Source organism: Segatella maculosa DSM 19339 = JCM 15638 (assembly GCF_000382385.1).
Lineage (GTDB): Bacteria > Bacteroidota > Bacteroidia > Bacteroidales > Bacteroidaceae > Prevotella > Prevotella maculosa.
Genome location: NZ_KB908319.1, coordinates 36,650 through 50,095 on the forward strand (window position 1 = coordinate 36,650; position 13,446 = coordinate 50,095).

Genomic DNA, 13,446 nt, shown 5'->3' on the forward strand with positions numbered 1-13,446 from the left:
CCCCATCTTTCTGAAAAAAGATCAGGATGTTTTTAAAAAGAGACATAGCTCTCTTTTTAATCAGAGGCGGGTCTCGTTAAAATGAGAGGGGGATGTCACGAGTGCGAGACCCGGGTCTCAGCGACGTAAGACCCGGGTCTCACAGAATTCCGAGGCGGCACTCAATAAATTTCGACATAGCTCGGAACAAATTCCGAGGCGGCACGGAACGATTTTCGAGGCGGCACGGAACGATTTCCGACACGGCACGGAATTTTGCGAGAAGCGGCACGGAACGAAAAGCAATACGTGACGGACGTGGCGCAGGTGCTCCGCACAATCATCACATAACAGGAAAAAATATGAAAACAAACAGCATGGTATGGATTTCCTTCCTCGCGGCCATGGCTTTCGCAGGCTGCAAGGAAGACGACAACATCGAGTATGAAAACCCCGGCAGCAAGGTCCAGACCGACGTCACCGTGACCGACGGGCAGAATATGGCCGACGACTACACGCCGATTGCCGACTGGGGCAACCGCTTCAGGTGGAACTTGGCCAACGTGCACGACCCGAGCGTGGTGCGGGCCGACGATGGTTATTATTACATGTATCAGACTGATGCCAGCTATGGCAATGCTCATGCAGGCGAAGGGCAGTCGCGCGGTCACTTCTACTGCCGCCGCTCGAAGGATCTTATCAATTGGGAGTTCATGGGACCGACGCTGCATGGCGTTCCGACCTGGGTGAAGTCGAAACTCAATAAGATACGGAAAGACATGGGACTTGCGCCTTCTTCGATAGATTTCCACAACCAAACGCAGTTCGGCTTCTGGGCACCTTGCGTGCGCCGCATCCGCCGAGACCTCTATCGCATGTACTATGTCGTGACGCTTCCCGGGACAATCAATGGCGCAGGAACATGGAGCGAGCGTTGCTTTATTGGCCTGATGGAGACGTCAAATCCTGCCGACATCGACACGTGGACAGACAAAGGCTACGTCATCACGAACTATTCCGACCGCGGGCTCGACTTTAAAGTCAATGCAACCGACTATGCTCGGTGTTATTTCAAGTATAATGCCATCGATCCGTCGCTGCTCATCAACGAGAAAGGCGAGCATTGGCTGATCTACGGTTCGTGGCACAGCGGCTTCGCAGCCCTGCAGCTCAATCCCGCAACGGGCAAGCCCTTGCATGCTTTGGGCAACCCTTGGGGCACGGAGAATGAGACGGCTTATGGCAAATTGATTTATACGCGTAAGTTTGGAGACCGCTGGCAGGCAAGCGAAGCACCCGAGGTGGTCTGGCACGAGGGCTACTATTATCTCTTCATGGCCTACGATGAGTTATCCGTGGCCTATAATACTCGGGTGGTGCGTTCACGGAATATCGATGGTCCTTACTATGATATCACGGGGCGAGACGTCACTAATAGGGGCGGAGACGCCTATCCCATTCTGACACATCCGTATCGGTTCGGCAGCGACCACGGCTGGGTAGGCATCAGTCACTGCACCGTGTTCAACGATGGCAAGGGCAACTGGTATTATGCTTCACAGCAGCGGTTCCCCGAAAACTATAAGGGCAATGCGGGTAGCAACGCCTTAATGGTAGGCGGCGTGCGTGCCATCGTGTGGACGCCCGACGGTTGGCCGCTTGTACTTCCGGAGCGTTATGCCGGTATCGCACAGAAGACAATCACCGAGAGTGAGCTCCTTGGCGATTGGCAGCACATCAATCTGGTTTACAATTACAAGCGGCAAGACGCTTCCGTCAGTATGACTTTGGCTGCCAATCATACGGTGAAATCGGGTTGGAAGACCGGCAAGGCATGGCGTTTTGATGCTTCAAAGAATGTGCTGACAATAGACAATGAACAATTCTACCTGCGGCGCGAACTCGACTGGGAGGCTAATCCGCGCAAGGCGACCATCGTGTATGTGGGACTGAGTTCGAATGGAAAGGCCACCTATTGGGGAAAGAAAGTCTGACGGAATGGAAATCCGGACGAAACACATGTTTGCTATCGCAACCGCAAGGCTCGGAACGCTGTTTCGGGCCTGCATATTGCTTTATTCTACAGTGGCCTTCGGGCAGCAGTCTCCTGATGTTTTTACCGTTGATACACCGTTTGTGCACGACCCCGTGATGGCCGTCGAGGACGGAATCTACTACCTTTACGGCACAGGGAACGGCATCAGCCGGTACACTTCTCGTGATTTTAAGCACTGGACGGGCTACCGTAGCGGTGTGATGACAGTTATTCCGCAGTGGACACGCGACTCCGTTCCCGGCTTTACGCAGCACGTTTGGGCTCCCGATATCATCCAGTTCAACGGCCGTTGGTACATGACTTATTCGTGCTCCACATTCGGAAAGAACACGTCGGCTATCGGGTTGCTCTCTAAGTCATTGCTCGCCGCCGATGAACCGTGGCGCGATGAAGGCTGCGTCATCGCATCTCGCGTGGGCCGCGACAATTGGAACGCCATCGATCCCAATATCGTTATAGACGAGCAGAGCAGGCCTTGGCTCGCGTTCGGTTCCTTTTGGGATGGCATTCAGCTCGTTCGCCTTGATAGTTCACTCCATGTTGCTCATGGAGCACGTCCATTCACGATTGCTCGCCGCTATGCTCCAACCGACCAAAATGTCGCAGATAATCCTACTTCACGCGATGCCGGACCGAACGCTATCGAGGCCCCTTTCATCTATTATCATCGGGGTTGGTATTATCTTTTCGTGAGTTGGGATTATTGTTGTCAAGGTATGAAGAGCACCTATCGCATTGCCGTGGGCCGAAGTCGGCAAACCATAGGGCCTTATCTCGACCGTAGTGGGCGTGATATGCTCAAAGGTGGTGGCGACATTGTGCTCGAAGGCGACAAAAAAACGTATGAGGCCGTGGGGCATTGTGCCGTCTACACGGTCAAAGGCAAACCTATCATGATTTGCCATGGCTATAGCATAGAGAAAGAAGGTGCGTCGGTATTGGTGAAAAAAAAGTTGCTCCCCCTCATCCCCTAACGCGCTCTCCGCCCCTACAAAAGAATGGAAGTAACTGCTTCTCCCAGGTCTTCTTCCTCAAGGAGACTGCAGAAGGAACTAACGCTTTCATCAGCTGTAAGCTAAAGACTGCTCTTTGCGCAAACGTTTGCATCATTATTTCGTGTTTTTATCATATTCGTGGGAACCAACTTACTACTAAATTGCTATCTTTACCGGGAATAACTAAACACCGTATGAAACTGACTTTTAATATAAACTACGACACTGTATTCGGCGAAGAAGTATTGCTGAATATCGTAGAGACTGACAGTAAAGGAACAAAGAAGACCTCCCAGTTCAGAATGAATAACCGCGATGGCAAGCACTGGTGGTATGAGTTGAACCGCAAAGAGGCGCCCCTCAACACCTCGCTCGACTATTATTACAGCGTCGACTGCGATTGGGCAGACAGCCGTCACGAGTGGCTTACCGAGACACATCGCTTGGAACTCAGTGCCGTTAAGGGCAGGGAATATACTGTTTACGACCATTGGGCCGACGTTCCCGAGGATTCCTATCTCTACAGTTCGGCTTTTACGGAGTGTGTAAATCGCCGTCCTTTGCCTTCCATTCGCCCTTCGGCTTACGACAAGACGGTGCGCCTCATCGTGCGTGCACCGCAGCTTCGCACATTCGAACAGCTTGCTGTGGTCGGTAAACCCAAGTCAATGGGTGCATGGGATGTGTTCAAGGCACTGCCCATGTATGAGCATAATTACAATGAGTGGATTGTAGATCTCAACGTTGAAACCTTGGATGGCGAGGTTCTTGAATTCAAGTTTGCTGCGCTCAACACGGCAGACAAACAACATCCACTGTGGGAAACAGGCATGAACCGAGAGATACATCTGCCCGAAATCAAGAATGGTGAGGTGGTTGTCTACGAACTTTCGCAGGCTTTCTTCGATATCTGCAATCGCAAATTGGCCGGAACGTTAGTGCCTGTCTTCTCACTTCGTTCAAAGACAAGCTATGGTATCGGCGACTTTGGCGACCTGAAACAGATGATAGATTGGGTGGCTGTGACCCATCAACGCGTGCTCCAGGTGTTGCCTATCAACGACACAACGACCACACATACATGGACAGATTCCTATCCATACAGCTGTATCAGCATCTTTGCTCTGCATCCGCAGTATGCAGATCTGAGGCAGCTGCCACCATTGAAAGACGGAAAGAAAAGCAATGATTTTGAGGCTTTACGCCAGGAACTCAATGCTTTGAAGCAGATAGATTATGAGCGTGTGAACGATGCCAAGCAGAAATATCTGCATGAAATCTATCAGCAGGAGGGTAAAGAGATGCTCAAGAGCAGGGCTTTCAAACAGTTCTTTGCCGACAGCGAGCAGTGGCTTGTGCCCTATGCGCAGTATTGTTATTTGCGAGATAAATACGGTAAGGCCGACTTTTCAACGTGGCCTGACCACCAAGTGTGGAACGAAAAAGAACGCAAACAGCTCTCCACGCCGTCGTCAAAAGAATATAAAGAAGTGGAATTCTTCTATTTCGTGCAGTTTGTTTTGAACCAGCAAATGGAGGCTGTTCATGCCTATGCGCGTGAGAAAGGCGTCATTCTGAAGGGCGATATCCCTATTGGCGTCAATCGAAATGGCTGCGATGTGTGGATGGAACCGAAGTATTTCAACCTCAACGGACAGGCCGGTGCACCGCCTGATGACTTCTCTGTGAACGGACAAAACTGGGGATTTCCCACGTATAACTGGGATGAAATGGTGAAAGACGGCTGTAAGTGGTGGGTACGTCGCTTCCAGAACATGAATAAGTACTTTGATGCTTACCGCATAGACCATGTGCTTGGCTTCTTCCGTATATGGGAAATTCCGTCTGATGCCGTGCATGGTTTGCTCGGACAGTTTGCCCCATCGCTTGGCATGTCGCGTGAAGAAATCGAAGGTTATGGCCTGCATTTCCTTGAAGATCAGTTCACCAAGCCGTTTATCAGCGATTGGATTATTGACCGTGTATTCCATGAACGCGCTGCAGAAGTGAAGCAGCGGTTCCTCAACCACACACATGACGACATCTATGAGCTGAAGCCCGAGTTCAGCACCCAACGCAAAGTGGAAGCTGCCTTTGAGGGAAAGACCTCGGATGCCGATATCTGGTTGCGCGACGGTCTTTATGCCTTGATCAGCAATGTGCTCTTCGTGCGCGACCGTAAAGACCCGAATAAGTTCCACCCACGCATCAGTGCGCAGTTCGACTTCACGTATGAAGCACTCTATGACAGCGATAAGGCAGTCTTCAACCGCATATATAATGACTACTATTATCGTCGCAATAACCAGTTCTGGTATCGTGAGGCCATGAAGAAATTGCCTAAGCTTGTGCAGGCAACGCGCATGCTTGTGTGTGCTGAAGACCTTGGTATGGTGCCCGATTGTGTGCCATGGGTGATGAACAATCTCAAGATATTGAGCCTCGAGCTGCAGAGTATGCCGAAGGATCCTCATGTGAGATTTGGTTACTTGGGCAGCAATCCTTATCGTTCGGTATGCACCATTTCAAGCCATGACATGCCTACACTGCGTCAGTGGTGGGACGAGGATTTCGAGCGTACACAGGCTTATTACAACAGCATGCTCTATCGGGGTGGGGCAGCTCCTCACCCACTTCCGGGCTGGTTGGCACGTGATATTGTCGGCCGTCACCTGATGTCTCCGAGCATGCTTTGCATCCTTTCCGTGCAGGATTGGTTGGCAATTGACGAGAAACTGCGCCTTGCCGACCAGAATGCGGAGCGCATTAACATCCCTGCAAACCCTAAACATTACTGGCGTTATCGCATGCATGTGAGCATTGAAGACCTCATGCAGAATACTGATTTCCGCGAGAATGTGACCGAACTTGTGTGTCAGTCGGGCAGGGAATAGGCCTTTTGAATGGTAATCCTACGATATCGACGGTGAGAGTCTGACACGAGTTGGCTCTCACTGCCTTGAGGTTTACATGATGACCTTTTTATTTTGAAAAGAGAACTACATTCTGAAAACCAAAATAAACAATTTATAATGAGACATTTCAAGCTATTTTTTGCGTTGTTGATGTTGCCTTTTGTGGCCGTGGCACAGACGGTAAAGTCGCCTAATGGCAAGGTTGCTGTGACGTTTTCACTGTCAGCAACTGGGCAACCTACCTATGAGATGACATTCAAGAATAAGCAAGTGGTGAAACCATCACACCTCGGTCTGGAGTTGGCAAAAGACAAACATGCCTCCAAAGGATTGAAAGAAACCGACTTGATGGATGGTTTCAAGATTACCGATACCAAGACTTCAACGTTTGATGAAACGTGGACGCCGGTATGGGGACAGTTCAAAAAGATTAGAAACCATTACAATGAGTTGGCTGTTTCGCTGCATCAAGCATCGTCAGATCGCAATATCATCATTCGGTTCCGTGTCTATGATGACGGCATGGGCTTGCGTTATGAGTTCCCACAACAACAGTCTCTCAACTATTTCCTCATCAAGGAAGAGCACACTCAGTTTGCCATGACAGGCGATCATACGGCTTGGTGGCTGCCGGGTGACTATGACACACAGGAACAGGAAACACAGGAAACGAAACTGTCTGAAATCCGTGAGCGTTTCAAGAAAGCGGTCAATTGGAATAACTCTTCCGTATCTGTGTTCTCACCGACGGGTGTTCAGACGGCTTTACAGTTGAAGACGCAAGACGGTCTCTATCTGAATATCCATGAAGCAGCCTGTATCGACTATGCCACCATGCACTTGAACCTCGACGACAAGAACTTTGTTTTCGAGTCATGGCTCACTCCTGATGCCACAGGATTAAAGGGATGCATGCAGACTCCATGTTCAACACCGTGGCGAACAGTCATGGTAAGCGATGATGCCCGCGACATGTTAGCATCAAGTTTGATACTCAATCTCAACGAACCTTGCAAGCTTGAAGACACCAGTTGGATACATCCGGTGAAGTATTGTGGCGTTTGGTGGGAGATGATCGTAGGCAAGAGCAGTTGGAACTACACCGATGAATATCCCTCGGTGAAGTTGGATGAGATGGATTGGAGCAAGGCAAAACCCAACGGTCGCCATGCTGCCAACACCGAACACGTGAAGAAATACATTGATTTCGCAGCTGCCAACGGACTCCAGCAGGTACTCATTGAGGGCTGGAACGTAGGTTGGGAAGACTGGGCGAATATGTGGAAATGGGATGTTTTCGATTTCGTTACGCCCTATCCCGACTTTGATATCAAGGCTTTGAATGCCTATGCGCACAGCAAGGGCGTGAAACTGATGATGCACCATGAAACTTCTTCAAGCGTCATCAACTACGAACGCCACCTTGACAAGGCTTTTGATTTGATGAAAAAATATGGATATGACGCTGTGAAAGGCGGTTACGTAGGCGATATTATCCCACGTGGTGACCACCATTTCTCACAGGCAATGAACAATCATTACCTTTATGTTATTAAGGAAGCAGCCAAACGTCATATCATGGTGAATGCACATGAAGCAACGCGTCCGACGGGACTTTGCCGCACTTATCCTAACCTTATCGGCAATGAAAGCGCCCGAGGTACGGAATATGAAGCTTTCGGTGGCAGCAATCCCGACCACACTGTAGTGCTTCCTTTCACCCGTCTTCAGGGCGGACCTATGGACTATACGCCTGGAATTTTAGAGACTCAATTGAAGAATTGGAGCGATAACACGAGCTATGTTCACACCACTTTGGCTGGCCAGTTGGCGCTTTATCTCGTCATGTGGGGCCCAATCCAGATGGCAGCCGACCTGCCGGAGAACTATCAGAAGTATGCCGATGCTTTCCAATTCATCAAGGATGTGGCCGTAGACTGGGACGACTCACGCTATATAGATGCTGAACCGGGCGATTATATCACCGTGGCGCGCAAGGCAAAAGGTACAGATAATTGGTTTGTTGGAGGCAAGTGCGATGAGAACGGGCATCAAAGTGTAGTGCGTCTTGACTTTCTCGACAAGGGCGCTAAATACGAGTGTACGCTTTATGCCGATGCAAAAGGGGCCGATTATAAGACGAACCCCAAGGCTTACATCATCACTAAGCGCACTGTGAAGAAAGGCGATGTGTTGAAGATTGACGAGGCACGTGGTGGTGGTTTTGCCATGTCACTCATCAAGAAATAAGTAATTTTGATTTAACTGCACACCTAAACAATGAAAATCAGAATGTTCTGTATGACTGCATTAGCAGCCGCTATGATACAAACTGTTCGGGCACAGGATGTCTTCAACGAGATGTCTTACAGTCCCAAGCAAACCGTTTTCAAACTGAATGCCCCAACATGCCCTGTCGTTCGGCTGTATAACGACGGCATGAAAGGTAAGGCTGTGAAGACACAGAAAATGAAACGCGTGGGAAAAGACCTTTGGACATTATATGTAAAAGGTGATTTGCGTGGCAAGTTCTATACTTTCGACCTCGGAAAGGGCGAGACGCCGGGCGTCTTTGCCAAGGCCGTTGGGGTGAATGGAAATAGAGGTGCTGTCATCAATCTACGCTCCACAGACCCCGAAGGCTGGCAGAACGACCGTCGGCCCGCTTTGCATTCGGCTGCCGATCAAGTGATTTACGAGATGCACGTGCGTGATTTCACGCATTCAGCTCCCGGTATATCCCATCCCGATAAGTTCTTGGGCGTGGGCGAACCAGGGTCAACAGACTATTTGAAACGGCTTGGTGTGACCGCTGTCCACTTGCTCCCTTCGTTCGATTATGCCTCTGTTGACGAAACGATACAGCATAATCCACCTTACAATTGGGGCTATGACCCGAAAAACTATAACGTGCCTGAAGGCAGCTATTCCACTGATCCTTATCGCCCGGACGTGCGCATTCGTGAGTTCAAACAAATGGTCCAAGCGCTTCATAAGGCAGGAATACGCGTGGTTCTCGATGTGGTTTATAATCACACTTTTGATATCGAACACAGCAATTTCCAGTTGACTTATCCCGATTACTACTATCGCAAGAATGCCGATGGAACTTTTTCCAACGGTTCGGGCTGTGGCAATGAAACGGCTTCTGAAAAGCCATTGATGCGCAAGTTCATGCTCGAAAGTGTGAAATATTGGATAAACGAGTATCACATCGACGGCTTTCGCTTCGACTTAATGGGCATTCATGATATCGAAACCATGAATGAAATCCGTGCCGAAGTCAACAAAATAGATCCCACCATCTATATCTATGGTGAGGGATGGAGTGCAGGTAGCTGTGCTTATCCTTTGGAGAAATTGGCTGTCAAGGCGCATACGGCTCAATTACATGGTATTGCTGCTTTCAGTGATGACATGCGGGATGCCCTCCGCGGCCCTTTCAGCGATGATAGGAAAGGGGCTTTTCTTGCAGGTGTTCCCGGTGAAGAAGAGAGTTTGAAGTTTGGCATTGTAGGCGCAATTGCCCACCCTGATGTCGATATGTCAAAGGTAAACTATAGCAAGGAGCCGTGGGCCGTACAGCCTACCCAACAGATTAGCTATGTCAGCTGTCATGATGATATGTGCTTGGTTGACCGTCTTCGCACCTCTATCCCCAGCATTCAAGACAATGAACTCATTCGTCTCGACTTGCTTGCAGAGACTGCAGTGTTCACTTCGCAAGGTGTCCCGTTCATCTTGAGCGGTGAAGAAATGCTGCGTAATAAGCAAGGTGTGCACAACAGTTTTAACTCCCCGATAGACATCAACGCCCTGAATTGGGCACAACTCAAGGAATATCCGCAGGTGTTTGCTTATTATCAGAAACTGATTCGGCTACGCAAGAACCACCCTGCATTCCGACTTGGCGATGCCGCGCTCGCCAGAAAGCATCTTCATTTCCTGCCCGTGAAGCCCTGTCTCGTGGGTTTCGTGCTTAAAAATCATGCGGGTGGCGATACATGGAACAATATTATCGTCATTTTGAATGCCAACCGTGAACCGCGTGAAGTAGCCATTCCGGCAGGCAACTATACCGTAGTGGTCTGTGACGAGAGGATTGATGAGCAGGGATTGGGACAGATGCAGGGCGGCATGGTGACCGTTGATGCGCAGAGTGCACTTATCCTTCACGATTAAAATGTCATGTAACATGAAGAAAACAGCTTTTGTCTTAGGTTTACTTTTGGTGGCGATGATGATACAGGCTGCAACAAAAATTGACCGCATAGAGCCTGCCAACTGGTTTGTGGGCATGAAAAACAGCTCGCTTCAGCTGATGGTTTATGGCAAGAATATCCGCAATTCGCGTGTCAGTGTAGACTATCCCGGAGTGAAAATCGACTCTCTTGTGCGCCTCGATTCGCCCGACTATCTGCTCGTTTATCTGAATATTGGCGGAGCAAAGCCCGGAGAAATGATGCTTAACTTTGATGGAAAGAAGATAAAATATCCCTTGAAAGCACGCGAAATGAGCGGCGATAAGCGTATGGGGTTCACCAATGCTGATGTGCTCTACATGCTCATGCCCGACCGTTTTGCCTCGGGGCGTGGCATCACGAAACCTTTGAAGGGCATGAACCCCTATGTCGTAGACCGTTCAAAGCCGAGCCTTCGTCATGGTGGAGACCTTGAAGGCATTCGTCAACACCTTGATTATTTTACGCAACTCGGCGTCACAGCCCTGTGGTTTACGCCCATTTTGGAGAACGATGCGCCCGATATTAATGATTACAACAACTATCATGGCTATGATACCACAGACTATTATCGCGTTGATCCGCGCTTCGGAACGAACGAAGAGTATCGTCGTCTCATCGAAGAAGCGCACGCCAAGGGACTGAAAGTGGTCATGGATATGATTTTTAATCATTGTGGTTTCGACCATCCTTGGGTGAAAAACATGCCATCGAAGGATTGGTTTAATGCGCCGGAGTGGCTGAAAACGGGCGGAACCTATCTGCAAACGAGTTACAAACTCACGCCTGTGCTCGACCCCTATGCCTCGGAAGTGGATAAAAGAGAGACCGTTGACGGTTGGTTTGTAAAGACCAAACCCGATTTGAACCAGCGAAATCCTCACGTGATGACCTATCTTGTCCAGAACAGTATATGGTGGATAGAGACCGTTGGCATTGACGGCATCCGCATGGACACATATCCTTATGCCGACAGAAAGGCCATGTCGCAGTGGATGAAAGCCCTTGATGAGGAATATCCCAACTTCAATACCGTCGGAGAAATATGGGTTACGGAGCCTGCCTACACCGCAGCATGGCAGAAAGACTCGCGACTTTCAACTGTCAACAGCTATCTTAAGACTGTCATGGACTTTAGCTTTTACGACAAGATCAACCTTGCCAAGAACGAGGAAACCGATGATTGGTGGAAGGGATTGAACCGCATTTACAACAGTCTTTGCTATGATTACCTCTACGAAGACCCGTCAAGCGTGATGGCTTTCATTGAAAATCACGACACCGACCGCTTCTTGGGCGAGGGTAAAGACACCCTTGCATTGAAACAAGCCTTGGCACTTTTGCTCACTATCAACCGCATTCCGCAACTCTATTACGGTACGGAAGTGCTGATGAATGGTACGAAAACAAAGACCGATGGAGACGTTCGACGTGACTTTCCCGGCGGTTTTGCCGGCGATACCCACGATGCTTTCACAGCCGAAGGCCGTACGAAAGCCGAGCAATCCATGTTCGATTGGCTGAGCAAACTACTGCATTGGCGTCGCAATAATACCGTTATCAGCCGTGGGCGTCAGGTGCAGTTCATACCTTATAAAGGTGTTTACGTCATCGCTCGTCAATTGGATAACAAGACCGTCCTCACCATCTTGAACGGCAAGCGCACACCCGTAGAACTTCCTCTCGACCGTTATACCGAGGTAATTGGAAGCCACCAAGAGGCCAAAGACGTTATCACGGATTGCAAAGTAAGGCTCGATAAGACATTAAAACTCAAGGCTCGAGAGACAAAAGTCCTTGAATTCTAATTACTCCCAAGCGTTTCTAATTAGCGTTTCAAGCGTTGGAACTGTGCGTTCCAAGCTTTGGAACTGTGAATTCCATGCTTTGGAACTGTGCGTTCCAAGCGTTGGAACTGTGTGTTCCAAACGATGAAACTGTGAATTCCAGGCTTTGGAACTGTGCGTTCCAAACGTTGAAACTGTGAATTCCAAGCGGTGGAACTGTGCGTTCCAAGCGTTGGAACTCTGATTACTGTGTATAGAATGAGTGTTTCTCACGTATAGAAAAACTGTTTATCTGTACAGAATAAAGACATTATCGTGTGCGGCGGAGTTCGCTGCACACTTGTTCTGTAACGAAAAAAGGTGTATTGGAATGGGGATTTGCTAAGCTTTCTTCTCCTTGATGAGCAGTGAGGCGGCAATGCTGACAGCGAGTACGGCCACGATGACGCCGAGCGACCACACGGCATCAATCTCTATGTAGTCGTGAATGAGCAATTTCACGCCGATGAAGAGCAGTAACACGCTGACGCCGGGCTTCAGATAGCGGAACTTGTCGGCTATGGCAGCCAGCAGAAAGAACATGGCCCGCAAGCCGAGAATGGCGAAAATGTTGGAGAAGAAGACTACGTAGGGGTCGAGCGTCACTGAGAATACGGCGGGGATACTGTCAAATGCGAATATCAAATCGCTGAATTCTATTACGAGCACCGTGACAAACAGCGGCGTCATGCAAAGCAATCCCTTTGTTCCTTTGCCCACCAAGGTATAGTCGTTGCCTCTCTTGATGGCGCGAACAAAGAAGTTGTCGCCCGCAAAATGGGGGTAAACGCGGAAATGTTTCGAGAGGAAGCGCACCATCGGGTGCTGCTGCACGTCGATTTCCTCTTGCTTATTGCGGTCGCGGAACATCTTATACGCACTGTAAATCAACACGACTCCGAAGACAATCAGCACCCAATCGAAGCGGTTGATGATGGCAGCTCCGGCAAAGATAAAGACAAATCGCAGCACGATGGCGCCCAAAATGCCCCAGTTCAACACGTGCTGATACTCTGTATTCTTGACGCCGAAGGAAGTGAATATCATCATCATCACGAAGAGATTGTCTACGGAAAGCGTCTTTTCTATCAGGTAACCGGAGATATAGGCAATGGTCATATAGTGGCGATAACGCTCTAAACTGCCCTCGAAATCATTGGGGTCGAGCTTGAGATGGGCGGCATATCGCGAGGCGACTTCCTGCAAATCGGCGAAATTGTGAATGCCGTGTACCATATCGCCATAGTACCAAAGGAAAGCAGAAAAGGCCAAAGCGAGGGTTATCCAGACTGCCGTCCACGTACCGGCTTCCTTGATAGACACGGCATGGGCCTTGCGGTCGATGACCAACATGTCGAGAATGAGAATGGCGGCAATGAAGATGATGAAGCCGACCAAAAAGAATATTTCCGTAGAATGCATTTCCTATTGAGT

The 13,446-nt window shown here is 49.4% G+C and carries 7 protein-coding genes; 6 read left to right on the forward strand and 1 reads right to left on the reverse strand.

Features of this window, described 5'->3' with window-relative positions; genetic code table 11:
• The first annotated feature begins 341 nt into the window (after positions 1-341).
• From H164_RS0100140 to H164_RS0100165, 6 genes are all read left to right on the forward strand, one after another.
• A complete protein-coding gene (locus tag H164_RS0100140) occupies positions 342-1,973 on the forward strand; it encodes an arabinan endo-1,5-alpha-L-arabinosidase (protein ID WP_026356180.1) in 1,632 nt (543 codons plus the stop codon).
• 4 nt (positions 1,974-1,977) lie between these two features.
• Entirely contained in the window at positions 1,978-3,009 is a 1,032-nt protein-coding gene (locus H164_RS0100145; RefSeq protein ID WP_019966751.1) for a family 43 glycosylhydrolase, read from the forward strand.
• Positions 3,010-3,224: 215 nt separating this feature from the next.
• A complete protein-coding gene (locus H164_RS0100150; RefSeq protein ID WP_019966752.1) occupies positions 3,225-5,924 on the forward strand; it encodes a 4-alpha-glucanotransferase in 2,700 nt (899 codons plus the stop codon).
• 138 nt (positions 5,925-6,062) lie between these two features.
• On the forward strand, positions 6,063-8,195 hold the full coding sequence (locus tag H164_RS0100155; RefSeq protein ID WP_025830172.1) for a glycoside hydrolase family 97 protein: 2,133 nt from the start codon (positions 6,063-6,065) through the stop codon (positions 8,193-8,195).
• Between the two features lie 30 nt (positions 8,196-8,225).
• Positions 8,226-10,127, forward strand: a complete 1,902-nt coding sequence (gene pulA / locus H164_RS0100160) for a type I pullulanase (RefSeq protein ID WP_019966754.1) — start codon at positions 8,226-8,228, stop codon at positions 10,125-10,127.
• Between the two features lie 13 nt (positions 10,128-10,140).
• Positions 10,141-11,994 (forward strand): glycoside hydrolase family 13 protein, encoded by a 1,854-nt coding sequence (locus H164_RS0100165; protein ID WP_025830173.1) that lies wholly within the window; start codon positions 10,141-10,143, stop codon positions 11,992-11,994.
• 360 nt (positions 11,995-12,354) lie between these two features.
• On the opposite strand, the gene H164_RS0100170 is transcribed toward H164_RS0100165, so the two are convergent.
• Positions 12,355-13,434 carry a TerC/Alx family metal homeostasis membrane protein gene (locus H164_RS0100170; protein ID WP_019966756.1) on the reverse strand — a complete coding sequence of 360 codons (1,080 nt, stop codon included), beginning with the start codon at positions 13,432-13,434 and terminating at the stop codon, positions 12,355-12,357.
• Positions 13,435-13,446 lie beyond the last annotated feature (12 nt).

Coding starts and splice junctions, on each gene's coding strand:
- H164_RS0100150 (WP_019966752.1), top strand. CDS start 3,225: ATGAAACTGACTTTTAATATAAACTACGACACTGTATTCGGCGAAGAA.
- H164_RS0100145 (WP_019966751.1), top strand. CDS start 1,978: ATGGAAATCCGGACGAAACACATGTTTGCTATCGCAACCGCAAGGCTC.
- H164_RS0100165 (WP_025830173.1), top strand. CDS start 10,141: ATGAAGAAAACAGCTTTTGTCTTAGGTTTACTTTTGGTGGCGATGATG.
- H164_RS0100140 (WP_026356180.1), top strand. CDS start 342: ATGAAAACAAACAGCATGGTATGGATTTCCTTCCTCGCGGCCATGGCT.
- H164_RS0100170 (WP_019966756.1), bottom strand. CDS start 13,434: ATGCATTCTACGGAAATATTCTTTTTGGTCGGCTTCATCATCTTCATT.
- H164_RS0100155 (WP_025830172.1), top strand. CDS start 6,063: ATGAGACATTTCAAGCTATTTTTTGCGTTGTTGATGTTGCCTTTTGTG.
- pulA (WP_019966754.1), top strand. CDS start 8,226: ATGAAAATCAGAATGTTCTGTATGACTGCATTAGCAGCCGCTATGATA.